Consider the following 24,803-nt stretch of genomic DNA (forward strand, 5'->3'; position numbering starts at 1 on the left):
ACGAGGGTAATTCAGGCGTCCCCGAAGTACGTGACGACGGCGGGCTCGCCGGAGCTGGGCCGCACCTGCACGGCCATCCGGGCGCTGTCGGCGGGCACCGCGAAAGCGAGCGTGACCTGCGTGGACCGGCCCGGGGCCAGGTCGCGGCCGGCGTCGGTGACGCCACCGAGGCCCTGCGTGGCGTCCACGACCTGCTTCGCCGGCTTCCCGGCGACCGTCGCGGTGACCGACAGCCCGGTGAGCTGGTACGGGTCAGTGCCGTTATTGGTGACCTGGAGGTAGAACGCCGCGGCGCGGGCGCTGCGCGGGTACGCGGCCGGGCTCGGCTGGAACGACTGCGGGGCCGACACCGAGACGGTGATCCCGTTCGCGAACTTGTGGTCGGCGCCGAACTGCAGGTCGCCGGACGCTTGCGCGGCCGCCGCGGGCTGCGCCGCCGCATTGCCGCCCAGCGCGGCCGACCCTTCCCGCGGGTTGACGCCGCAGGCCGCCACCGCGAACAGCAGGCAGGCGGTCATCAGCATCTTCGGGGTGCGCGGGGGCGCCATCGCGGGGTACTCCAGTCGGGGTGGGGCGGCGAGTCCGTTCGGCCTAATTGCCGAGCTGACCCGCTCCACTCTGGCGGCAGTAATAACGTCACGGTGGCGAAGACGCGGACCTGGTGTCGTCCCGTGGCCGATCCGTGATCGAAGGAGCACGCCGGGTGACAGTCGTCACCACGATGTCAGCCTGGGTTTAACCAGGGCCAGACAGCGCGGTCAAACAGCGAAGGCGAACAGCAGGATGAAGACCGCCACGCCGGCTCCCCACGCGACCATGAGCCAGCCGAAGTCGCGCACCGGGTCGACCGCGCGGCTTTCCTCGCCGGGGATGTAGACGCCGCGGTTCTCGAACCAGTCCGCGCACTTGCGCAGCATCCGCAGCGGATTGCGTCCCGGCACGGCGCACCTCCCCGATCGTCGGCGCCCAGCCTACGGGTTCGCGGCGAGCCCGCGCGTCGCGCTCGGTCCGGCTTCCGCGATGCGGACGGCCAGTTCGGCGAAGGACCGGACGAGCGGCGGCGTCGAGTCCTCCCGCCAGGCCACCACCAGCCGGCTGGGCGGGCAGTCCGCCAGCGGGACCATGGCGATGCCCTCCGGCGGCGGGTGCACGAGCGGGGCGAGCCCGACGCTTCCGTTCCACAACACCGCCTGCAGGCATTCGTGCACTGTGCGGACGACCGGCCCGCCCGGCCCGCCGCTCCAGAACGCCTGCCACCGCGGATCGGTGCCCTCCGGAAAACGGAACCAGGCCCGGTCCGCCAGCTCCTCGCGGGTCACCTCGGCGCGCCCGGCCAGCGGATCGTCGGCGCGCAGCACCACGCCGACCGGGTCGGCACGCAGCACGTGGGTGCGGATTCCGGCGTCGTCGAACGGAATCCGGGTCAGCGCGACGTCCGCCCGCCCGCTGCGCAGGCCGGTGGTCGGGTCGGTGAGGTCGGCCTCCCGCACGCTGATCCGCACCCCTGGGTGCCGCCGCCGGAACGCCCCGGCGAGCCGGATCGCGATGGTCTCGCCCGCGTCCGCGAGCGTGCCGACGGTGAGGGCGCCCGGTCCGGCCACGGCGGCGACCCGTGCCCGAGCCTGGTCGGCGGCGGACAGCAGCGAGCGGGCTTCGTCGTAGAGCGCGGTTCCGGCGGGGGTGAGCGCGACGCCGGACGGTGAACGGTCCAGCAGGTTCGCGCCGAGTTCGGTCTCGAGCTGCTTGATCGCTCTGCTCAGCGGCGGCTGGGTCATCCGCAGCCGCGCCGCGGCCCGGCCGAAATGGCGCTCTTCGGCGACCGCGACGAAGTACCGCAGCGAGCGGAGGTCCACGACCGGCCACGATACCCGCCGAGTATCGGGAAAACCGGATCGGTCTTGGCACTGGAGCGGCACCCCGCGCTGGACTGGCAGGGACAGCGGATCCGCGAGAACCGAGGAGTGCACCGGCCATGGCCGACTATCCCTACCCCGACCCGGTCGTACAGACCGGGCACGCCCGCGAGCTGGCCCGCGACCTCGTCGTGCTCCCGAACCAGGGGGTGCAGCTGGTGCCGAACGTCGGCATCATCGGCGGGACGCACTCCGTCCTGGTGGTCGACACCGGCATGGGCCCGCGCAACGCGGACACCGTCCTGCGGTTCGCGACCGAGTACGCGCGGGACCGCCGCATCTACCTCACCACCACGCATTTCCACCCGGAACACGCGTTCGGAGCGCAGACGTTCGCCGGGCCGGCCACCTATCTGGTCAACCGGGCGCAGGCGGTCGACCTGGCCGAGAAAGGCCCGGGCTACCTGCGGATGTTCGCCGGGCTGGGGGAACCGGTCGCACGGCAGCTGGAGGGCGTGCAGCTGGCCGAGCCGGACGTGGTCTACGACGAGTCCTACGACCTCGACCTCGGCGGCCGGGTCGTGGAACTGCGCGCGACCGGTCGGGCGCACAGCCGGGGCGATCAGGTGGTGACCGTTCCGGACTCGGGGGTCCTCTTCACCGGCGACCTGGCCGAGGCCGGGCAGTTCGCGATCTTCCCCTGGTTCCCGCCGCACGACACCGACGTCTCCGGGATCCGCTGGATCGAGGTGCTGCGCCGGCTGTCCGGACAGCGGTCGGAGATCGTGGTGCCCGGACACGGCGCGGTCCGCGGGCCGGAACTGCTCGACGAGCTGCGGGGCTATCTCGAAGTGCTCCGCGACGAGACCTGGCGGCGGCGGGATTCGGCGATGGACGAGGCGACGGTGATCGCGGAGGTACGAGAGGTGCTGATCGCCCGGCATCCGGAATGGGAGGGGCGGGAATGGATCGAAACCGCGGTCGCCTGTTTGTGCGCCGAGCACCGGTGAACGGGCTGCTGGTGAGCGGCGAACCCGCCATTCACCAGCAACTTTAGAGCGCTCTCAGGTGGCGCTGTCGTGATGCCTGAGCGGCCAGTGTGCCGGTCTGTCCGTGAAGGGCCCCTCGAGGGACTTGGATTCCCTCGAGGGGCCTTTGCGGACAGGTCAGCGGCACCACATGAGACAAGGTCTTGGAGCGCTCTAGGGCGCGGCCGGGGAAGAAAGGGGAAATGCGACGAGCGCTTCGCCCCTTACCGTCGTCGTCCCGTCGGCCAGCTTTACCGTCAGGGACAGCTTGGCCAGCAGTCCGTTCTCCTCTTCGGACACCGAGAGCACACGCCCGGTGCACGTCGGCCGCGCGCCGAGCGGGGTCGGAGCGACGAAGCGGGCACGCAGCGAGCGGATCCGGTGCTGCGGCACCCATTCGCCGACCAACCGGCCGAGGTAGGCCATCGACAGCATGCCGTGCGCGATGACGTCCGGATGGCCGGCTTCGGCGGCGGCGGCCGGGTCCAGGTGGATCGGGTTGTCGTCGCCGGAGGCTTCGGCGAAGCGGGCCAGCAGCTCGCGGTCCACCGGTCCGGCGGTGAGCGGCGGGAGTTCGTCGCCGACGGCCGGTGCCAGCACGTTCTGCGTCATGCCCGCACCTGCGCCATCAGTACCTGCCGCAGTTCGGCGACGACGGTGCCGTCGCGGGTGATTTCCGTGTCCTGCACGACGAATTCCAGTCCTCGGCGGGTGTAGCGATCGGAGACGACCGTGTCGAAGGCCAGCTCTTCGCCGGCGTGCGCCGGGGAGTGGTAGGTGAACCGCTGCTCGGCGTGCAGCACCCGGTCGACCGGGATGCCGATCCCCGCCAGCGCGTCGACGCCCCGGTGCTCCAGTTCGATGCCGAACAGCAGCGTGGGCGGGAGGGGGACTCCGGGATGGCCGGCGGCGCGCGCCGCGGCCGGATCGTGGAATACCGGATCGTCCGCGCCGACGGCACCGGCAAAGCGGCGCACTCGGTCTTCGTCGACGGTGGTCCGGAACGGGGCGAGCCGCACGGCGGCGAACTTTTGTTCGGGCACAGCGCGATTCTACGGTCCGCCGCCCGTTTTATCGACTGCTTCCGCGAGCCGGGGAAAGGCGTGGAAGGTTTATTTCACGTGAGCTTCGGGTGAAACCCGGGCGTCGGTGTTCCCGGTAAGCGGGGAGCCGGGGGCAGCGTTCCGCGGGCGGGGATTCGGCCATTACGGGCCCGGCGGTTTGGCCGGGTCATACTTTAGGAGGATGCTCGCTCTCCTCCCTTGGAACCACATTCGGCGCGGACAGGCGGCCCAGGGCGCGAGCACCGGCAGCGGGTACGTCGACCTGATTCACTCCAACGCGTGACGACAAGATCCACTTCTTCTGACTGTGAGTCACTGGGTTTCCGCGTTACGGTCCCCCGAACGGGGGGTGTCGGGTGCTGCGGGTCGCCTGGTGGAGTGCTCGTTCAAAGAATGGTTGTCAGCGGTCACGATCTTCGGTAAGGGTGGCCGACGGCAGGGGTTGTCCTGCGAATTGTCTAGTCCGGGGCGGTTGCCTGGCAGGGCGAGATCTCGCAGGTAGCGGCGATGTCGATCACGATAGTGCCGGCGCCCGACGGGCGGGCGGGACGGGGCTGGAGCGGTCCGCGAAAACGAAAACCGTCCGGACTAAATGGTGGTTGGCCGAATTGTTTCCGGCCCTCTTTCCGTCGGCGGTCACTGCGTCGGACGGCGGTCACAGACGGTGTCGCACGGCTGCCTCCGTTCGTGATCCAGATCGGCTCCACGGGCGTTGACCAGGCGCTCGCCCGGGGCCTGGCGGCACCCTCCGCCGGGCTTTCGGCGCACCGGGCGAGGGCTTGGCGGCCTGTACCGGTTGAGCTAGGCTCCGATTGCGTCGAGGGGGACCAGAACGGTAAATCGACGGGAGTACCACGCTCAGCGGAATCAGATTCGGTTTCATCGTGCGAACCGCGCGCAATGCGCGGAGCTGTCCGGGAAAGCAATCTTCCCGGCCTCAATGTGTACGACATCCTGGGGGAAGTCTCACATGTCAGACTTGGCAAACAGTCCTGCCTTCGCCGTGGTGCCCGGCGCGGCCGTCCAGCAAGCGCTGGCCGGCAACGAAAAAGTGGTCGCCGGCATTGTGGAGAACGCCTACCGGCTGCACGGCGGCGGCCGCACCGTCAATCCGCCGTCCTACTTCCTGCGTTTCCCGGACCGGCCGAGCGCGCGGATCATCGCGCTGCCCGCGTCGCTGGGCGGCGACGAGCACCCGGTCGACGGGCTGAAGTGGATCTCGAGTTTCCCGGAGAACCTCGGCAAGGGCCTCCCGCGGGCGTCCGCGGTGCTCATCCTGAACGACCCGGAGACCGGATATCCCTTTGCCTGCTTGGAATCCTCGGTGATCAGCGCGGCGCGCACGGCGGCTTCGGCGGCGCTGGCCGCCGACGTGCTGAGCCGGGACCGGGCCCGCCCGTCGCGGGTCGGGTTCGCCGGCACCGGGCTGATCGCGCGGTACGTGCACCAGTATCTGGCGGGCACCGGGTGGGAGTTCTCCGAAACCGGGGTGTACGACCGGTCCGCGGAATACGCCGAAGGGTTCCGGGGCTACCTCGAACGGTCCGGCGCGACCGGGGTGCGGGTGCACGACGACGCCGAATCGCTGATCCGCGCGAGCGATCTGCTGGTGTTCGCGACCACGGCCGCCGAGCCGCACATCGCCGACCCGGCGTGGTTCGACCACCATCCGCTGGTGCTGCACGTTTCGCTGCGCGACCTCGCGCCGGAGATGCTGGTGACCGCGTGCAACGTGGTCGACGACGTGGAGCACTGCCTCAAGGCGAACACCTCGGTGCACTTGCTCGAACAACGCTTGGGGCACCGGGAATTCCTTGCCGGGACGCTCTTCGACGTGCTCACCGGCGCGGTCTCGGCGCCCGCCGATCAGACGGTGGTGTTCTCGCCGTTCGGCCTGGGAGTGCTCGACCTCGCGGTGGGGGAGTACGTCTACGCGGAGACCGCGCGGGCCGGTCGGCTCGTCTCGATCGACGGATTCTTCTCCGAGCTCAGCCGGCATGGCTGAGCCCGGCTCCGCGGACCGCGGGCCGGGGCACGACCACAAGCGAAGGTGGCAGCAGTGACCGTCATTACTCGCGCGGAAGACTTCAACGCCGACGACCTCTACGTCGACCTCGAGCCGGTGCTGGGCCAGGCGCTGCACCTCAAGTGCGAAGGGTTCAACTTCGCCGGGTCGATCAAGCTCAAGGCGGCCCAGCAGATGGTGAGCGCGGCCGAGGACCGGGGCATGCTGCGGCCGGGCTCGACGATCGTCGAATCGTCGTCGGGCAACCTGGGCGTCGCGCTCAGCGTGATCGCGGCCGGGCGGGGCTACCGGTTCGTCTGCGTCACCGACGCCAAGTGCAACGAGACGGTCCGGCTGCAGATGCAGGCGCTCGGCGCACAGGTGCACGTGGTGACCGAGCCGGCCGGCGAACGCGGGCTGGTCGGCGCGCGGATCGACCTGGTGCGCAGGCTGTGCGCGCAGGATCCGACCTGCGTCTGGCTGAACCAGTACGAGAACCCGGACAACTGGGCGGCGCATTTCCACGGCACCGGGCCGGAGATCGCCAAGCAGTTCCCGGATCTCGATGTGCTGTTCGTCGGCGCGGGCACCACCGGGACGCTGACCGGGTCCGCCCGGTTCTTCCGCGAGTACAAGCCGCAGACCCGGATCGTCGCGATCGACGTGGCCGGCTCGGTGCTGTTCGGCGGGCCGCCCGGGCCGCGCCGGATTCCCGGGCTGGGCAACCACATCACCCCGGGCATCTTCGATCCGTCCATCGTGGACGAGGTGGTGATCGTGGACGAGGCGGAGACGGTGCGGATGTGCCGCCGGCTGGCCCGGCACGGCTTCCTCTTCGGCGGGTCCACCGGCAGCGTGGTCAGCGGGGCGTTGTCCTGGCTGGCTTCCCGCGACCGGCTGCCCGGTTCCGCGGTCGCGGTGGCGCCGGATTTCGGAGTGCCGTATCTGAACACCGTCTATCGCGCTGAATGGGTGCGTGAAACCTACGGAGCCGCGGTCTAGCGTCTCGTGCTCCCGGTGTCTCCGCTTTGCGTTGTCGCCGACGAGTCTTCTTGATCGCGGCCGGGGCGAGCCAGACCTGGATGCCGGTGCAGGTGCGGCGACCCAGGTCCGGGAAGGGCCCCTTGCGGGAATCTGAGTCCGGCAGGGGTCCTTCGCCCGGCAGTCCCGCGGTAAGGCGAACACGACACTGGGAGCCGCTTTTCCCGCGCTGGGGAACTCGGTTGCCGGCCCGCTGGGAAGCGGGCCGGCAACCGCTTCACGAATTCGGCGTGAACGGGCACTTCCAGTCCGGCTCGGTGAACCTTCCGGCGTAATGCCGGGCCTCGTCTTTGTATTTGACGAAGCTGGGGTTCACCGAGCCGGACAGGGCCCGTTCGCGCTTTCGTATTTTGCTCTTCAGGGTCAGGAACTTCATTCCCATGGCGTTGAACTGGAGATGCGAGTTGAACACCAGCGCGGGCTTTTCGAAACGACGGCTCGGCCGCGACGCGCCGGGATGCAAACCGACCACGAAGAACGGGTGCGAACCGACCGAGAACGCGAAGTTCGCGGACGCCGGATCGGAGTCGTAGAGGTCGCTCCACGGGTGGTCGGCGCGGTCGATCTCGTGCATCCGCTGGAGGTATCGCCAGACGAGTTCTTCGAAGTGAAACTCGTTGGTGTGCAACGGTTTCTCGAAGGTCGCCACGAACGAGCTGAAGCTCGTCGCGGACGGCTCGAAGCCCTTCAGGAAGGTCAGCAGATCCTGGTGGTGGTCGGCGGCGGAAACGTCCGGGTCGAGTGCGCGGTAATGGTGGTGCACGATCGTTTTCCGGCGCAGCGCGGCGCGAGCTCCGAGGCAAACAAAACGCTCTTCCGAGATGAACTCTTCGAGTGCGGCGTAGACCGCGTGGGAAACAGATTCGGACATGAGACTCACCCCTGTGCTGTCGACTAGAGCCCCGTCCGGAATGAAGCTACCGGCACGCTGCTCCGACGACAACGGCCCGTCCTGGCATTCGGGTCGGCTAATCCTTCGCGTGGGCAGGGCGGCTCGTCCATTAGGCGGACTTGACACTCGATTCGAGCGCTGTCTACTCTCCTTGCGGAGGACTTCGGAAGAGGTTTCTCATCACTGCGAAGTAGCACTGGGGGGTGCTGCGGGGACTCTGGGGGCAGTGTCCTCGAAGGAAGACAGGCCGGCGCTGCGCGTCGTTTTTCGTCCTGCGTTCCGATCACTCCGGTGCCGGTACCCGGCAATGCGTCTTCTCCGATGGGTGGGAGCCGAAGTGGACCTGCATGTCACCGACCAAGACGAGGAAATCTCGCCCGCGCGGATCGCGGCCGGCTGCCGGAACCTCGCCGGCGTGCTCCGCGCCCGCGGAGTGTCCGAAGAGGACCGGGTGGTGCTGTCTGCGGGCAACTCCGCGGACTTCGTGCTCGCCCTGTTCGCGCTGCTGGAGCTAGGCGTGTCGGTCGCGCTGGCGGACCGGCGCACGCCGCAGGCCGAACTCGCCGAGCTGGTCGGGGATTCCGGCGCGCGCTGGTTCCTGTCCGACCATGACCAGCTGGACGCGGCGTTCGACCGGGTACGGGTCGGCTGGCTGCCGCTGGGCGAGCTCGCCGCGGCGGCCCGGGCGCAGGGCGAACCGGCCGAGGCGGGTGAGATCTCCTTCGAGCGCTGGGCGGCCCGCACCGACGCACTGGTGGTGTGGAGCTCGGGAAGCTCCGGCCGTCCCAAGGGGATTGTCCGCTCCGGCGCCTCGGTGCTGCGCAATGTCGCGGCCACGAGCGACCGGATGGGCTACACCGGCGCGGACGTGCTGATGCCGCTCCTGCCGTTCACCCACCAGTACGGCCTGTCGATGCTGCTGCTCTGGTGGCAGGCGGGCGCGACGCTGACGCTGGTGTCCAGCCGCCGGATCGACCAGGCACTGGAGACGATCGCGCGGCGCGGGGTGACCGTGGTCGACGCGGTGCCCGCCGCCTACGACACGATGCTGCGGATCCTGGCCGGTCGCCGGGAGGCGGTCGCCGGCCTGGCTTCGGTGCGGATGTGGTGCGTCGGCGGCGAACCGCTGCGCGACGAGCTGCGCGCCCGGTTCGAAGAGCTGATGAATTCCCCGTTGCTGGACGGCTACGGCAGCAGCGAGGCGGGCAACATCGCGCTGGCCAGCGCCGCCAACCCGGTCCACTGCGGACGGCCGCTGGACGAGGTGCGGGTCGAGGTGCTCGGCCCGGACGGCAACCCGGTCCCGGCCGGCGAGGTCGGCGAGGTCGTCGTGCACACGCCGGACCTGATGACCGGGGTGCTCGAGCCGGGCGGGCGGGTGCGGCCGGTGGAACGGACCGTGCACCGCAGCGGCGACGTCGGTTTCCTCGACGAGGCAGGCAACCTGCGGGTGCTCGGCCGCAAGTCGGCGGTGCACCGGTTCGGCTACACGATCTACCCGGACGCGCTCGCGGACAAGCTGAGCGCCTGCGGGGCGCCGGTGCGGATCGTGCCGGTGGCCGACGAACGGCGCGGCGCGCAGCTGGTGTGCCTGGTCGCCGACCCGGCCGACCAGTCCGCCACGCACTGGCGCCGGGTGATCGGTCAGCTGCTGGCCGACCACGAACGGCCGAACCGGGTCGTGGTGCTGCGCGAGTTCCCGGTGAACAACAACGGCAAGGTGGACCTGCGCGCGTTGCAGGACATCGCGGAGTCCGCGGTGGCGCTGGACGGGGTGAAGGGCGTGCTGCCGGTCGGCCGCGGCGGCGGCGCTTCCGGCAACCTGTCGGCGATTCCGTTCCCGGACCGGGTCGCCAAGCTCACCGAACTGACCGAGCTGCTGCGCACCCGGCGGGAAGAAGTACTGCAGCTGCTCACCGAGGTCAGCACGTACAAGACCGCGTACGGCGAGATCGACGCGTCGATCGCCGCGCTGTCCGGCGCGGTCGCCGAGGTGACCGAGCACACGCCGCCGGCGGTAGAGCAGATCGGCGTGCTGATGCCGTCGAACATTCCGCTCTACAGCTACATCCTCTACCTGGTCATCCCCAGCCTGTACAGCCGCCGCGTGGTGTTCCGCCCGTCGCGGCGGATCTCGGACCAGACGCGCAAGCTGCACGAACTGCTGTCCGGCACGCACGGTCTGCCGATCGTGCTGGACGACGGCGACCAGGCCGAGTTCCTCGAAGGCGAGGGCGGGCGTTCGGACGTGCTGGTGTTCACCGGCACCTACAAGAACGCCGAGAAGATCCGGCTCGGCTTGCGTCGCGAGCAGCTTTTCCTCTACTTCGGACAGGGCGTCAACCCGTTCATCGTCGGCGCGGACGCGGATCTGCCGAAGGCGGTCGACGGCCTGCTGCGGGTGCGGATGCTCAACTCCGGCCAGGACTGTTTCGGCCCGGACGTGGTCTTCGTGCACACGTCGGTCAGCGCGCAGTTCTGCAACCTGCTGTGCCGCCGGGTGAACGGCTTGCGGCACGGCCGCTACGACGACCCGTCGGCCGAGTACGGCTCGATGTTCTACCTGGACGCGTTCGACGCGTCGGTGGAATACCTGCGCAAGAACCGCGAGTTCCTGGCCGCCGGCGGCGAGGTCAACTTCGTCGAGGACCATCTCCGGCCGACCGTGCTGATCCGTCCGGCGGACACCAAGGTCACGCCGCCGGAGCTGTTCGCGCCGATCTTCAACGTGGTGCCGTTCACCTCGCAGGAATGGCTGCACACGATGGTCGACCACCCGTACTTCGAGGAGCGGGCGATGGCGGCGAGCGTGTTCGGCACCATGCCGGAGACCGTCGAGCTGTTGCGCCGCCGGCACACGGTGAGCGTGAACGAAACGCTGATCGAAGTGGAGGACGGCAACGCGCCGTTCGGCGGCACCGGGATCCGGGCCAACTACGCCGCGATCGGCAAGAAGCGCTACGCGCAGCCGTTGCTGGTCAGCAAGGCGGTGGCGGACCACCTGTCCGTCGCCGACACCTCGGCCGGGCGCACCGCCTAGCCACGAGCCGCACGACTACTGGGGATGAACGACATGGGTTCGGGTGAAACGGGCAAGGGCGGCTGGGCCGCGGCCGCGGCCGTCCTCGCCGGCGCGGGGGTGCGGTCGGTGTTCGGCCTGCCCGGCGACGATCTGGACGCGCTGGCCGCGGTCCGCGGCGAGGGGCTGGGCTTCACGCTGTGCCGGGACCAGCGCAACGCGGTGTTCATGGCGACCGGGTATGCGATCCAGTCCGGCGCTCTCGGCGTCGCGGTGGTCGGCAAGGGCCCGGCGGTCACCAACACGGTGACCGGGTTGCTGGAGGCGCGGTGTTCGGCGGCTCCGGTGCTGGTGCTGTCCGGCGGCACTTCGGCCGAGCACGCGGGCAGCGGCGCGTTTCAGGAGCTCGACCAGGTGTCGGTCCTTCGTCCGCTGGTGAAGTGGGCGGCTCGGGTGGAGCACCCGTCCCGGCTGGTTCCGTTGCTGCGCCAGGCGATTCTCGCCGCGCAGGACGGTGTGCCGGGCCCGGTGTACCTGGAGCTGCCCGATCACCTGGCGAAGGAAGAGATCCCGGTGTCGCACGATGGCGTCGCGACGGAGCTGCCGACCGCGGTGACGCTGTCGGATAGCTCGCCCGCGGTGGCCGCGCTGCGGGCAGCGACCCGGCCGACCATTCTCGTCGGCGGCGGGATGCGGCACCGCAACGCCGGTCGCCGGGTGGAACGGCTCGCCGAGGCGTTCGGCGCCGCGGTCGCGTGCACCGCCAGTGGTCGCGGCGCGGTCGACGAGGCACTGCCGTTGTTCTGCGGGCTTTCCGGGCTGTACACGCCGGAGCCAGTCGGTCCGTTGTGGACGGAGACCGACTGCGTGCTGGTGCTGGGCAGCCGGCTGGAGGAGACCGCGACGTTCGGCTGGCCGGACCGGATCGGCAAGGACGTGCCGGTGGTGCAGGTCAACCTTTCCGCCGGGGAACTCAGCACCGAATTCGGCGGTCCCGCGGTGATCGCGGATGCGGGTACGGTGGTGGACGCGTTGCTCGCGCACGCGCCTGCCAAGCCGGCCGCTTGGGCGGGGCGGGTCGCCGAGGTGCATCGCGAGCTGCGCACGGCGCACCAGGACACGCTCGCGCGACTGCGCACCGAGGGCGAGCTCTGCATCGCGGAGCTGCTCGAAGCACTGGACGAGGTTCTGCCCGCGGACCGGATTCTGGTGCAGGAGAACGGACTGCAGGACATGTGGTCCTACCGGTTCCCGCTCTGGACTTGCTCCGGCGGCGCTGGTTCCGTGGTGCCGTCGGAGCAGACCAGCCTCGGCTTCGGGGCGGCTGCCGCGGTCGGCGTGCGGCAGGCGGCGCCGGACCGGCCGGTGGTCGCGTTCGTCGGCGACGGCGCGTTCGGGCTGTTCGCCGCCGACCTGCCGACCGCGGTGCGCGAGGGCGGCCTGCTCTACGTGGTGCTGCGCAACGGCGGGTACGGCTGGCTACAGGCACAGCTCGACCAGCGAGACGGCGGAGTGCCCGGGGCGGCCTTCGTGGACGAAGCACTGGTCTCCGCGACCGCGCCCGAGCTGCCCGGGCTTCACCAGCGCAGCGTCACCGGCCGGGACAACCTCCGAGCCGAGCTGACCGAGGCGTGGAAGCTCTGCGCGGCCGGCCGGACGGTCGTGCTGGACGTCCCGGTCCGGCTCGAAGACTCCATGTTCGGCGGGGAAAAGGCGGGCGGCGACTTCCCGCTGCTGCCTGGCCCCGCGTGAGCCGGCCCACCCATCGAGAGGAGCGGATCATGTCAACGCCGAACACGGAAACCCGCCGCAAGGTCGTGCTCACCGGGTGGGGCGCGGTGACGCCGCTCGGCCTGACCGCCGACGAGACCTGGCAAGCGATGCTCGCCGGGACCAGCGGAATCGGCACCATCACCTGCATCGAGGCCGGCGACCTGCCGACCAGCCTGGCCGGCGAGGTCAAGGGCTTCGACCCGAAGAAGTACCTGGCGCACAAGCAGGTCCGCCGGATGGACCCGTACGCGCAGTACGCCTACGCCGCCGCCGGCGAAGCACTCGCCATGGCGAAGCTGGACATCGACGAGGAGAACGGGCCGCGCGTCGGCGTGCTGATCGGCAGCGGCTACGGCCCGATGAACTCGATCGCCGAGCACGTCGGTGCGCTGAACGAACGCGGGCCGCGCGCGGTCAGCCCGTTCGCACCGGTGACCGGAGCGATCGACAGTGCTGCGGGCGAACTCAGCCTGGCGTACGGGATCCAAGGCCCCAGCCGGGCGATGAGCAGCGCCTGCGCCTCGGGCACGGACGCGCTCGGCGAGGCGGCGCGGTGGATCCGGTACGGCGTGGTGGACGCGGTGCTGGCCGGTGGCGCGGAGAACATCCTGACCCGGGTCGACATGGCGGGCAGCGGCAACGCGAAGGCGCTGTCCACCCGGACCGACGCGCCGACCGAAGCGTGCCGGCCGTTCGACGAGGACCGCGACGGCTTCGTGATGGCGGCCGGCGCCGGCGTGCTGGTGCTGGAGTCGGAAGAGCACGCGCTCGCACGCGGCGCCACGATTCTCGCCGAGGTCGCCGGATACGCGTCCACTTCGGACGCCCACCACTGGACCGCGCCGCATCCGGAGGGCCGGGGCGTTCGGGCGGCGATGCGCGGCGCGCTCGCCGATGCCGGGCTTGAACCGTCCGATGTGGACTACATCAACGCACACGGCACCAGCACGGTCGCCAACGACCGGGCGGAGCTGGACTCGATCCGCGCGGTGTTCGGCGAGCGGGCCGAGCAGATCCCGATCAGCTCGACGAAGTCGATGACCGGGCACATGATCGGCGCGGCCGGTGCGGTGGAGGCGATGGTGAGCGCGCTGGCCATCACCACCGGGATCGTGCCGCCGACGATCAACTGCCACCGGCCGATCGACCCGAAGGTGAACTTCGTGCCGCTGACCGCCCAGGAGCACCAGGTGGACGTGGCGATGAGCAATTCGTTCGGTTTCGGCGGGCACAACGCGGTCGTCGTGCTGCGCCGGCAGTCCTGAGGAGCGGGCAGGCAATGCAGAACGTCCCCGCCGGCGAGCGCCGGCCGCTTTCGGCCGGGCAGCGCGGAATCTGGTACGCCCAGCAGCTGAACCCGGACAACGTCTTCGTGATGTCCGAGTACTTGGTGATCCACGGACCGATCGACGTCGCGCTGTTCGAGGAGGCGCTGCGCCGGACCGTCGCCGAGGCGGAGACGGTGCAGGTCCGGTTCGTCGAGGACGACGACGGGGTGTGGCAGTACCCGGTTCCGGAGCCGCATCTGCACTACTTCGACCACGGCGGCCGGGAGGATCCGGTCGGGGACGCCGAAGCGTGGATGCAGGCCGACCTGTACCGGCCGTTCGACCTGTCCGCCGCGCCGCTGTCGGTCGACGCGCTCTTTCGCATCGAGGACGACCAGTACCTGTACTACCAGCGCAACCACCACTTGATCGCGGACGGGGTGAGCGGCCGGATCTTCACCGACCGGCTCGCCGAGATCTATTCCGGGCTGGTCGAGGGCACCTGCTACCGCGAGAAGTTCTTCGCTTCGCTGGACGAGTACCTCGCCGACGAGCAGTCCTACCGGGCCTCGGCGATGTTCGAACGGGACCGGGAGTACTGGTCTCGGCGGCTGGCCGACCGGCCTGCCCCGGTCGGCCTGTCCGCGGCCACCGCGCCGGCGAGCGCGCGGCCGGTCCGCAGCACCGCGTACCTTTCGCCGGAGCTGCTGGACCGGCTGCGCGACGTGGCGCGGGACAACGCCAGCACCTGGTCGGTCGGGCTGACCGCGGCGGTGGCGGTGTACCTGCACCTGGTCAGCGGGGCGCGGGTGGTGCCGGTCGGGTTCCCGGTGATGGCGCGCAAGGGCAAGCTGCTCAAGGAAACCCCGGTGATGGCGAGCAACATCCTGGCACTGGTGGTGGACGTCGACCCGGGAGTCACGTTCGCCGAGGTGCTGCGCCGGGCGACCCGCGAGGCGCGGCAGACGCTCAAGCACCAGCGCTACCGGCAGGAGGACATCCTGCGGGAGCTGAACCTCGTCGGCGGCGCGGGGCAGCTCGCCGACGTGGTCGTCAACATCATGCCGTTCGACTACAACGTCACCTTCGGCGGACATCCGGTCACCGCGCACAACCTGTCCAACGGCGTGATCGACGACATCGAGATCACCGCATACGACCGGCTCGACGGCGGCCCGGTGCGGATCGACTTCGACGGCAACGAGGCGCTGTACGCCGAGGACGAGATCGCCGGGCACCTCGACGGACTTTTGCGGCTGCTGGAGCGGCTGGTCGCCGAGCCGGACGCGCCGCTGTCCCGGTTCGACCTGATCTCCGACGAGGAACGCGAACGCGTGCTTGTCGAGTGGAACGACACCGAGCGGCCGCTCGAATTCACCGACGTCGTGGCGCGGGTGCGCGAATTCGCCCGGACGACGCCGGACGCGATCGCCGTGGTGGACGACAGCGGCGAGACCACGTACGCGGAGCTGGTCGCCCGGGCCAGCGCCGTCTCGCGGCGGCTGCGGGAGGCGGGGGCCGGGCCGGACACGCTGGTCGCGCTCCCGACTGATCCGGGCGTTGGGTTCATCACCGCGGTGCTGGGCGTTTTCGGGGTGGGCGCGGCGTATGTGCCGATCGACGTGGCCGCACCGCTCGCGCGGTCGGTGTCACTGATCGAGGAGTGCGGTGCGCGGTTCGCCGTGTGCTCGCCCGCGCTGGCGGAGTTCTCGGCGCGACTGCCTGGTGTGCAGGTGCTGGAGCTGGACGGCGCGCAGGACGCGGAGCTGTGCGAGCTGGCGGGTGCGCCCGACAATCTCGCCTACGCGCTGTACACATCTGGCTCGACCGGAAAACCCAAGGGTGCGTTGGTGCACCGGCGCGGAATGGCGAACCACCTGCAGGCCAAAGTGGACGATTGCGGGCTGACCGCGGCGGACACGGTGGTGCAGAACGCGCCGCTCACGTTCGACATCTCGATCTGGCAGATGCTGTCCGCGCTGGTCGTCGGCGGCCGGACGCGGGTGGTCACTCGTGAGCTGGCGGCGGATCCGCGTGAGCTGTTCAGCCGGGTCGCGGCGGAGCGGGTCACGATCCTGGAGGTCGTGCCTTCGCTGCTGCGGGCCGCGCTCGACGCGTGGCAGGCCAGCGAGCAGCCGATTCTTCCCGATCTGCGGTGGCTGCTGGTCACCGGCGAAGCGTTGCCGGCCGAGGTCGGCAAGCGGTGGCTCGCCCAGTACCCGCAGATCCCGCTGATGAACGCCTACGGCCCCACCGAATGCTCCGACGACGTGACGCACGCTGTGCTCGATTCGGCGGACGCGCTGGACGTCGTCCCGATCGGCAAGGCGCTGCGCAACACCCGGCTGTACGTGCTGGACGACCGGCTGCGCCCAGTGCCGGTCGGGGTGCCGGGCGAGCTGTACGTCGGCGGGATGGGCGTCGGACGCGGGTACCTGCACGACCCGGCTCGCACCGCCGCGGTGTTCCCGGCGGACCCGTTCACGCCGCACGCCGGTGCCCGGATGTACCGCACCGGCGACTACGTGCGCGCGCTGCCGGACGGCACGCTCGTCTTCCTGGAGCGTCGCGACCACCAGGTGAAGGTCCGCGGCCACCGGATCGAACTCGGCGAGATCGAGGCAGTGCTGGCCAAGCACCCGGCCGCCGGTCCGCTGGCCGTCGTGGTGCGCGAAGACCGGCCGGGCGACAAGCGACTGGTCGCCTATGTGGTGCCCGCCGAGTCCGAAGCGGACACCGAGACGCTGCGTGCGCACGCGGCGGCCGCGCTGCCGGAGTACATGGTGCCGGTCGCGTTCGTCGTGCTGCCCGAGCTGCCGCTGACCCCGAACGGGAAACTGGACCGGCACGCGCTGCCAGAGCCCGAGTACGCCCGGTCCGGCCGCGCGCCGCGCGGGTACCACGAGGAACTGCTGGCCGGTCTGTTCGCGGACGTGCTCGGTCTGCCATCGGTGGGCGTGGACGACGGGTTCTTCGACCTCGGCGGGCATTCGCTGCTGGCGACTCGGCTGATCAGCCGGGTCCGGACCACGCTGGACGTCGAGCTTTCGGTTCGCGAGGTGTTCGAGGCGCCGACGGTGGCCGAGCTGGCGAAGCGGCTCGACGGGGCAGGTCAAGGACGCGCCCGGATCACTGTCCGGGAGCGGCCGGAGGTGCTGCCGCCGTCACCGGCCCAACGCCGGCTGTGGTTCCTGCACCAGCTGGACGAGGCTAGCGGCGTCTACAACATCCCGCTTCCGTTGCGGCTGGAGGGAAAGCTCGACGAGGCTGCGCTGCGCGCGGCTCTCGGCGACCTGGTGGCCCGGCATGAAACGCTGCGCACAGTGTTCCCGTCGGTCGGCGGCGAACCGGTGCAGCAGGTGATCCCGGCCGCCATCGCGATCGCCCGGCTGGACGGGCTGTTCACCGCGGAAGCGGTGGCTGAAGCCGATCTGGCGGATCGGCTGACCGAGGCCGCGGCATGCGCGTTCTCTCCCGCTGGCGAGTTGCCGCTGCGGATCCGGCTGTTCGAGCGGAGCGAAACCGAGCATGTCCTGCTGATCGTGCTGCACCACATCGCCGGAGACGGCTGGTCGCTGGCACCGCTGCTGCGGGATCTCGAAGCCTCGTACCGGGCCCGGCTCGGCGGGTCCGCGCCGGAACTCGCCGCGTTGCCCGTGCAGTACGCGGATTACACGCTGTGGCAACAAGAGGTACTGGGGTCCGAAGAGGACGCGGACAGCGTGCTGGCGCAGCAGGTGCGCTACTGGCGCGAGCGGCTCGCCGGACTGCCGGAAGCGCTGGAACTGCCCACCGACCGGCCGCGTCCGGCAGCGGCGTCCTATCGCGGCGGCCGGGTGCCGTGGGAGCTGGACGCGGAAACCTATGCCGGGCTCGTCGCGTTGAGCCGGGAATGCCGGGCGAGCCTGTTCATGGTGCTGCAGGCGGCGGTGTCGGTGCTGCTGAGCCGCCTCGGCGCGGGCACCGACATTCCGCTCGGCACAGTGGTGGCCGGCCGGACCGACGAGGCGCTGGACGACCTGGTCGGGTTCTTCGTGAACACGCTGGTGCTGCGCACCGACACCGCGGGCGAGCCGTCGTTCCGCGAGCTGCTGGACCGGGTCCGGCGCGACGATCTGGCCGCCTACGCCCACCAGGACGTGCCGTTCGAGCGGCTGGTGGAAGAGCTGAACCCGCGCCGGTCGCTGGCGCAGCACCCGTTGTTCCAGGTGCTCCTGGTGCTGCAGAACGCGCCGGAGCCGGAGTTGGAGCTGCCCGGGCTGCGGCTCGGCCTGGCCGAGCTGCGGACCACCGTGTCCAAGTTCGACCTGTGGTTCGACCTGCGCGAGACCTACGCCGAGGGGACCGGTCTGTCCGGCGACATCGAGTACGCGGCGGACCTGTTCGACCCGGCCACGGTGGTCGCGCTCGGCTCCCGGCTTTCCGCTCTGCTGAGGGAGATCGTGCGTCGTCCGAACGCGCCGATCGGCTCGCTGGAGCTGCTGTCGGCGGACGAACGCGCGCAGCTGGTGGTGGAGTGGAACGACACCGCCCGCGAGTTCCCGGACACCACGCTGGCTGAGTTGCTGGAAGCCGTCGCGGTGCCGCATTCCGGCCGGATCGCGGTGCGCTGCGGCGACGAATCACTGACGTATGCGGAGCTGCACGAGCGAGCCAACCGGCTGGCGCGGGTCCTGGTGGACCGAGGGGTCGGACCGGAGAACCTGGTCGCGGTCGCGTTGCCGCGCACGGTCGGCACGGTGGTGGCCTTGCTCGCGGTGCTGAAGGCCGGCGGCGCGTATCTGCCGGTGGACCCTGGGTACCCGGCAGAGCGGATTTCGTTCCTGCTGAGCGATGCCGCACCGGTGTGCGTCCTGACCGCTGGCGGCATGGAACTCCCGCTGCGGGCGGGGAATACGTTGGTGCTGGACGACGCGGAGGTGCAGGCTGAGATCGCGCGGCAGTCTTCCGCCGCACTGTCCAATGCGGACCGTCGGGCACCGGTGTCGCCGGACAACCTGGCGTACGTCATCTACACCTCCGGCTCGACCGGACGTCCGAAGGGCGTGGCGATCGGCCAGCGCGGAGTGGTGGATCTGCTCTGCTGGGCGCGCGAGTACTTCAGCGCCGAACAGCTGGCTTCGGTACTGCTGTCGACGTCGCTGAACTTCGACGTCTCAGTGTTCGAGTTGTTCGCTCCGCTCGCGGCGGGCGGTTCGGTAGAGGTAGTGGAGAACCTGACCGCGCTGGTCGATCGCGGCTGGTCCGGCGGGTTGGTGTCCGGCGTGCCCTCGGTGTTCGCGCAGGTGCTGAGCGCCGGTGTCGACTTGTCGGCGAGGAGCGTCGTGCTGGCCGGCGAGGGATTGTCGGCGCGGGTGTTCAACCAGGTCCGGCGGACGGTGCCGGGCGCGGAGATCGCGAACATCTACGGGCCGACCGAGGCCACGGTGTACTGCCTGGAGTGGCGCTCGACCGGCGACGAGGAGCTGACCCGGGCGGCGCTGACCGGACGGCCGCTGGCGAACCACCAGGCGTACGTGCTGGACGCCGGGTTGCGTCCGGTGCCGACCGGGGTGGCAGGCGAGCTGTACATCGCCGGGGCCGGGCTGGCGCGCGGGTACCTGGGGCGGCCGGGGCTGACCGGTGAGCGGTTCGTCGCGAACCCGTTCTCCGAGGACGGCGAGCGGATGTACCGCACCGGCGACCTGGTGCGCTGGACCGCGGGCGGCGACCTGGAGTACCTGGGCCGGGCGGACGACCAGGTCAAGGTGCGCGGGTTCCGGATCGAGCTGGGCGAGATCGAGTCCGTGCTGATCCGGCAGCCCGGCGTGGAGCAGGCCGCGGTCGTCGTCCGGCTGGACCGGCTGGGCGACAAGCAGCTCGTCGCGTACGTCGTCGGTTCGTCGGAAGGCCTGCGCGATCAGGTCGCGGCCCGGCTGCCGGGCTATCTGGTGCCCGCGGTGTTCGTCGAGCTTCCGGAGTTCCCGTTGAACGCCAACGGGAAGCTGGATCGGCGCGCGCTGCCGGACCCGGAGTTCGCGACGGCTGGCGAGAGCCGCGAGCCGGGTACCCGCAGCGAAGCCGTGCTCTGCGAGGTCTTCGCCGAGGTGCTGGAGCTGGACAAGGTCGGCGTCGACGACGACTTCTTCCTGCTGGGCGGGCACTCGCTGCTGGCGACGAAGCTGATCAGCCGGGTGCGCGCGGCACTGGATGTCGAGCTGCCGATTCGGGCGGTGTTCGAGACGCCGACGCCGGCTGGCCTGGCTCGTTCGGCGGACGCTTCGGGCTCCGCGCGGATCGCGCTCGCCGCTCGCGACCGGCCTGCCGAACTTCCGTTGTCCTTCGCGCAGCGCCGGTTGTGGTTCCTGAACCGCCTGGACGAAGACGGCGGCAGGTACAACATCCCGCTCGTGCTCCGGCTTTCCGGCACGCTGGATGTCGAAGCGCTGCAGGAAGCGCTCGCCGACGTCGTGGTGCGGCACGAAGCTTTGCGCACCGTCTTCCCCGAGGTAGACGGACGGCCTCGGCAGCGGATTCTCGACCCGGAGCGAGCGCGGGCCGCGCTGCGGTTCCGAGTCGAGCAGAGTGACGAGGCGGACCTGACCGCACGGATCAGGGAATCGGCGACAGCCGGATTCGACCTGTCCGTCGAGCTGCCGATCACCGCCACAGTATTCGAAATGGACTCGGCGAACCGAGTGCTTTCGCTGGTCCTGCACCACATTGCCGGTGACGGTTGGTCGCTCGCCCCGCTGCTGCGGGACCTGGCCACGGCGTACCGGGCGCGCCATGACGGTGCGGTTCCGGAGTTCCGGCCGCTGCCGGTGCAGTACGCGGATTACACGTTGTGGCAGCGGGAAGTTCTTGGCTCCGAAGAGGACAGCGACAGCCCGCTGGCCGGTCAGGTGCAGTTCTGGCGCGACCAGCTGGCCGGCCTGCCGGACGTGCTGGACCTGCCGACCGACCGGCCGCGTCCCGCGGTCGCGAGCCACCGGGCGGGGACGCTCGGCTGGCAGCTTCCACCGGAGCTGCACGCCCGCCTCGCCGAGCTGGCCCGCGAACACCGCGCGAGCCTGTTCATGGTGCTGCAGGCGGCGGTTTCCGCGCTGCTGTCGCGCCTCGGCGCCGGTACCGACATTCCGCTCGGCACCGCGATCGCCGGACGCACCGATGCCGCGGTCGAAGACCTGGTCGGGTTTTTCGTGAACACGCTGGTCCTGCGCACCAATACGGCAGGCGACCCGGCCTTCGGCGAGCTGCTGGACCGGGTGTGCCGGAACGACCTGGCCGGGTTCGCGAACCAGGACCTGCCGTTCGACCGGCTGGTGGAGCTGCTGGAACCGGACCGTTCGCTGGCCCGGCACCCGCTGTTCCAGGTCATGCTCGTGCTGCAGAACACCCCGGAGCCGGATCTCGACCTGCCCGGCGTCACGCCGTCGCTGCTCGATCCGGGCGTCGCGCCGGCGAAGTTCGATCTGTCCTTCGAACTCACCGAGACCTTCGCCGCCGACGGTTCGCCGAACGGAATCGAGGGCACCGTCGACTACGCCGCCGACCTGTTCGACGAGTCCACCGTGGAGCTGCTGCTCACCCGGTGCACGCGGCTGCTGACGCAGGTCTCGGCGGATCCCTCGCTCCGGCTGTCCGGAATCGAGCTGTTGACGGCCGAGGAACGCGAGCAGGAGCTGACCGGCTGGAACGGCGCTCAGCTCAGCGAGGAACAGCCGCTGCTGCCCGCACTGTTCGAGGCGCAGGCGCAGCGGACCCCGGACCGGACCGCACTGGTCTACCGCGAGGCCGAGTTCTCCTATGCCACGCTGAACGAGCGGGCCAACCGCCTTGCCCACTACCTGCTCGCGCTGGGCGTCGGCCCGGAACAGCCAGTCGCGGTCGCACTCCCGCGCACGCCGGAGACCGTCGTGGCGATCCTGGCGGTGCTCAAGGCCGGGGCCGTACACGTCCCGATCGACCCGGAGCTGCCCGCCGAACGGCTGGCTTTCCTGCTCGGCGATGTCGGCCCGGTGGTGGCGCTCACCGCGGGTGCCGAGCTGCCCGGAGTCAGCACGGTCGACCTGGCCGCACGGTCCACTGTGGACGCGCTGGCGGCGTGCCCGGCGACCGATCCCACCGATGCCGAACGCGGCTCGCTGACCCCGGACCACGCGGCGTACGTGATCTACACGTCCGGTTCGACCGGCCAGCCGAAGGGAGTCGTGGTCCCGCACCGCGGCCTGGCCAACCTGGCCGCCGACCACCGGCTGCGCTGGCCGGGCAGCGACCCGATGCGGGTCGCGCTCACCGCGGTGTTCTCGTTCGACACCGCATGGGAAGGCTTGCTGCTGCTCGCGGACGGCCACGAACTGCATCTGATCGACGCGGACACCCGGCTCGACCCGGAAGCGCTCACCGCTTACCTCGTCGAGCGGCGGATCGACTTCCTCAACGTCACCCCGTCCTTCCTGCACGCGCTGCGCGCGGCCGGGTTGTTCGACGGTCCGGTCCCGCGCCGGATCGTCGTCGGCGGCGAAGCGATGGACGAGGCGCTGTGGCGGGAGCTGTCCGAGCTGCCGGGTGTGGTCGCGGAGAACTTCTATGGACCCACTGAGTCCACTGTGGACGCGTTCACCGCGGTAGTGGTCGGCGACCGCCCGGCGATCGGCCGCCCGCTGCCGAACCTCTCCGCGTATGTGCTGGACAGCTTCCTCCGCCCAGCCCCGGCCGGCGCGGTGGGCGAGCTGTACCTGGCCGGTCCGCAGCTGGCGCGCGGATACCTCGGCCGGTCCGCGCTCACCGCGGAGCGGTTCGTCGCGAATCCCTACGGCGCACCGGGTTCCCGGCTCTATCGCACCGGGGACCTGGTCCGCCGCCGCGCCGGCGGTGCGCTGGAGTTCCGCGGTCGCGCCGACGACCAGGTCAAGATCCGCGGATTCCGGATCGAACTCGGCGAGATCGAGACGGCGCTGGCGGCGGTGCCGTCGGTCGCCGGAGCGGTCGCGCTGGCCCGCGAGACCGGCAACGGCCCGCGCCGGCTGGTCGGCTACGTCCGCCCCGAACCGGGTGCGGAACTCGACCCGGCCGAGGTGCGCGCGGCGTTGCGCAGCCGGCTGCCCGATTACGCGGTGCCGGCGGCGATCGTGGTCGTGCCGGAGTTCCCGTTGACCCGCAACGGCAAGCTCGATCACCGGGCGCTGCCGGAGCCGGACTTCGCGGCCGGCGAGACGGCCCCGCGCGACCGGCGCGAGGAGCTGCTGGCCGAGGTGTTCGCGAACGTGCTCGGCCTGGAGAAGGTCGGCGTCGAGGACAGCTTCTTCGACCTCGGCGGCGACAGCATCGTGTCGATCCAGCTGGTGAGCCGGGCCCGCAGCGCCGGGCTGGTGTTCACGCCGCGCGACGTTTTCGAGCACAAGACCGTCGCGGGGCTGGCCGAGGTCGCCGTCGAGCCAGACGAAACGCAGCTGGTCGCGGCGGACGACGGTGTCGGCGAACTTCCGCTGACCCCGGTGATGCGCGCGCTCGTGGAAAGCGGCGGGCCGTTCGACGGGTTCAACCAGTCGCGTCTGCTCGCGGTGCCCGCCGGGCTCGGCGAAGACCACCTGGTCGCTGCCGTGCAAGCGCTGCTGGACCAGCACGACGCGCTCCGGATGCGGCTGGCCGAGGGCCGGCTGATCGTCCCCGAGCCGGGTGCTGTCCAGGCGCGGGAGGTGGTCCGGACCGTCCCGGCCAGCGCGAACCGGCAGGCCGAAGCCGACGCCGCGCGCGGCAGGCTGTCCCCGGCGGACGGCCGGCTGTTCGAGGTGGTCTGGTTCGACGCGGGCCCCGAACCCGGACAGCTGCTGATCGTCGCGCACCACCTGGCGGTCGACGGAGTGTCCTGGCGGATCATCGTGCCGGACCTCGCCGCCGCCTGGCAGGCCGCCGCCGCGGGCCGGACCCCGGAGCTGGCCCCGGTGTGGACGTCGTTCCGGGCCTGGTCGAACGCGCTGGCCGAGGCCGCCCGCGCGCGGATCGACGAACTGCCGTTCTGGGCCGCGACCCTCGACGGTCCGGACCCGGTGCTCGGTGCCCGGCCGCTCGACCCGGTCCGCGACACCTTGGAGCACGTCGCGGTCACCGGCCTCCAGCTGCCGTCCGACCTCACCGAAGCGCTGCTCGGCGCGGTGCCCGCGGCCTTCCACGCCGGTGTCGACGACGTGCTGCTCACCGCGCTCGCGATGGCGGTCGGCCGGTGGCGGGAGCGGCGCGGCCTCGGGCGCGACAGCTCGGTGCTGATCGACGTGGAAAGCCACGGCCGGACCGAACTCCGTCCTGGCATGGATCTTTCCCGCACGGTCGGCTGGTTCACCAGCATTTCCCCGGTGCGGTTAGACCCGGGCCGGGCGACCGGTCCGGCCGAGGCGCTCAAGCGGGTCAAGGAACAGCTGCGCCGGGTACCGGACAAGGGACTCGGCTACGGCCTGCTCCGTCACCTCGACCCGGTCGCCGGCGACAAGCTGGCCGGGCTGGGCGCCCCGCAGATCGCGTTCAACTACCTGGGCCGGTTCGCCACCGGCGCCGCGGGCGAGTGGACGTCGGTCTCGGAGACCGAGGAAGCGACCGCGGCCGGCGATCCCGGTCTGCCGCTCGCGCACGTCATCGAGATCAACGCGGTCACCGAGGACACGCCGGACGGACCGCGGCTGGCCGCTTCGCTGGCCTGGCCCGCGGAACTGCTCGCCGAGACAGGCGTTCGCGAGCTGGCGCGGGACTGGGAGAAGGCGCTGCGCGAACTGGCCGGGCTGGCCGCCGCCCCGGAAACAGGCGGGTTCACCCCGTCCGACCTGTCCCTGGTCTCGCTCAGCCAGGCGGACATCGATCTGCTCGAGAACGACGAGGACGAGTGAT

At 70.7% G+C, this 24,803-nt stretch carries 13 protein-coding genes; 7 read left to right on the top strand and 6 right to left on the bottom strand.

What is annotated here, in order from left to right; genetic code table 11:
* Positions 1–11 precede the first annotated feature (11 nt).
* The 3 genes from AMYBE_RS0100490 to AMYBE_RS0100500 all read right to left on the bottom strand — a co-directional run bounded on the left by AMYBE_RS0100490 (position 12) and on the right by AMYBE_RS0100500 (position 1,853).
* On the bottom strand, positions 12–548 hold the full coding sequence (locus AMYBE_RS0100490) for a hypothetical protein (RefSeq protein WP_020657358.1): 537 nt from the start codon (positions 546–548) through the stop codon (positions 12–14).
* Positions 549–758: 210 nt separating this feature from the next.
* A complete protein-coding gene (locus tag AMYBE_RS0100495) occupies positions 759–941 on the bottom strand; it encodes a hypothetical protein (protein WP_020657359.1) in 183 nt (60 codons plus the stop codon).
* 30 nt (positions 942–971) lie between these two features.
* A complete protein-coding gene (locus AMYBE_RS0100500) occupies positions 972–1,853 on the bottom strand; it encodes a LysR family transcriptional regulator (RefSeq protein ID WP_020657360.1) in 882 nt (293 codons plus the stop codon).
* Between the two features lie 119 nt (positions 1,854–1,972).
* On the opposite strand from AMYBE_RS0100500, the gene AMYBE_RS0100505 reads away from it, so the two are divergent.
* Positions 1,973–2,863 carry an MBL fold metallo-hydrolase gene (locus AMYBE_RS0100505; RefSeq protein ID WP_020657361.1) on the top strand — a complete coding sequence of 297 codons (891 nt, stop codon included), beginning with the start codon at positions 1,973–1,975 and terminating at the stop codon, positions 2,861–2,863.
* Between the two features lie 192 nt (positions 2,864–3,055).
* Here the strand turns inward: AMYBE_RS0100505 and AMYBE_RS0100510 are convergent, their stop codons facing one another.
* Positions 3,056–3,493 (bottom strand): MaoC/PaaZ C-terminal domain-containing protein, encoded by a 438-nt coding sequence (locus tag AMYBE_RS0100510; protein ID WP_020657362.1) that lies wholly within the window; start codon positions 3,491–3,493, stop codon positions 3,056–3,058.
* Positions 3,490–3,924: an FAS1-like dehydratase domain-containing protein gene (locus AMYBE_RS0100515; RefSeq protein WP_020657363.1), complete on the bottom strand. Its 435-nt coding sequence runs from the start codon at positions 3,922–3,924 to the stop codon at positions 3,490–3,492. The genes AMYBE_RS0100510 and AMYBE_RS0100515 overlap by 4 nt, the downstream gene beginning before the upstream one ends.
* 991 nt (positions 3,925–4,915) lie before the next feature.
* On the opposite strand from AMYBE_RS0100515, the gene sbnB reads away from it, so the two are divergent.
* Positions 4,916–5,950, top strand: a complete 1,035-nt coding sequence (sbnB, locus tag AMYBE_RS0100520) for a 2,3-diaminopropionate biosynthesis protein SbnB (RefSeq protein WP_020657364.1) — start codon at positions 4,916–4,918, stop codon at positions 5,948–5,950.
* Between the two features lie 54 nt (positions 5,951–6,004).
* Positions 6,005–6,952: a 2,3-diaminopropionate biosynthesis protein SbnA gene (sbnA, locus tag AMYBE_RS0100525; protein ID WP_020657365.1), complete on the top strand. Its 948-nt coding sequence runs from the start codon at positions 6,005–6,007 to the stop codon at positions 6,950–6,952.
* 256 nt (positions 6,953–7,208) lie between these two features.
* On the opposite strand, the gene gntA is transcribed toward sbnA, so the two are convergent.
* Positions 7,209–7,862 (bottom strand): guanitoxin biosynthesis heme-dependent pre-guanitoxin N-hydroxylase GntA, encoded by a 654-nt coding sequence (gntA, locus tag AMYBE_RS40745; RefSeq protein ID WP_020657366.1) that lies wholly within the window; start codon positions 7,860–7,862, stop codon positions 7,209–7,211.
* Between the two features lie 346 nt (positions 7,863–8,208).
* On the opposite strand from gntA, the gene AMYBE_RS40750 reads away from it, so the two are divergent.
* The 4 genes from AMYBE_RS40750 to AMYBE_RS40760 are packed head-to-tail and all read left to right on the top strand — an operon-like array spanning position 8,209 to position 24,802.
* Positions 8,209–10,923, top strand: coding sequence for an aldehyde dehydrogenase family protein (locus tag AMYBE_RS40750; protein ID WP_169515201.1), 2,715 nt, complete (start codon positions 8,209–8,211; stop codon positions 10,921–10,923).
* A gap of 33 nt (positions 10,924–10,956) precedes the next feature.
* Positions 10,957–12,654 carry a thiamine pyrophosphate-binding protein gene (locus tag AMYBE_RS40755; RefSeq protein ID WP_051124860.1) on the top strand — a complete coding sequence of 566 codons (1,698 nt, stop codon included), beginning with the start codon at positions 10,957–10,959 and terminating at the stop codon, positions 12,652–12,654.
* A gap of 29 nt (positions 12,655–12,683) precedes the next feature.
* Positions 12,684–13,940 carry a beta-ketoacyl-ACP synthase II gene (gene fabF, locus AMYBE_RS0100545; RefSeq protein WP_020657369.1) on the top strand — a complete coding sequence of 419 codons (1,257 nt, stop codon included), beginning with the start codon at positions 12,684–12,686 and terminating at the stop codon, positions 13,938–13,940.
* Between the two features lie 14 nt (positions 13,941–13,954).
* Complete coding sequence (locus AMYBE_RS40760) at positions 13,955–24,802, top strand: non-ribosomal peptide synthetase (RefSeq protein ID WP_051124611.1); 10,848 nt, start codon at positions 13,955–13,957, stop codon at positions 24,800–24,802.
* Position 24,803 lies beyond the last annotated feature (1 nt).

Source organism: Amycolatopsis benzoatilytica AK 16/65 (assembly GCF_000383915.1).
Taxonomy (GTDB): domain Bacteria; phylum Actinomycetota; class Actinomycetes; order Mycobacteriales; family Pseudonocardiaceae; genus Amycolatopsis; species Amycolatopsis benzoatilytica.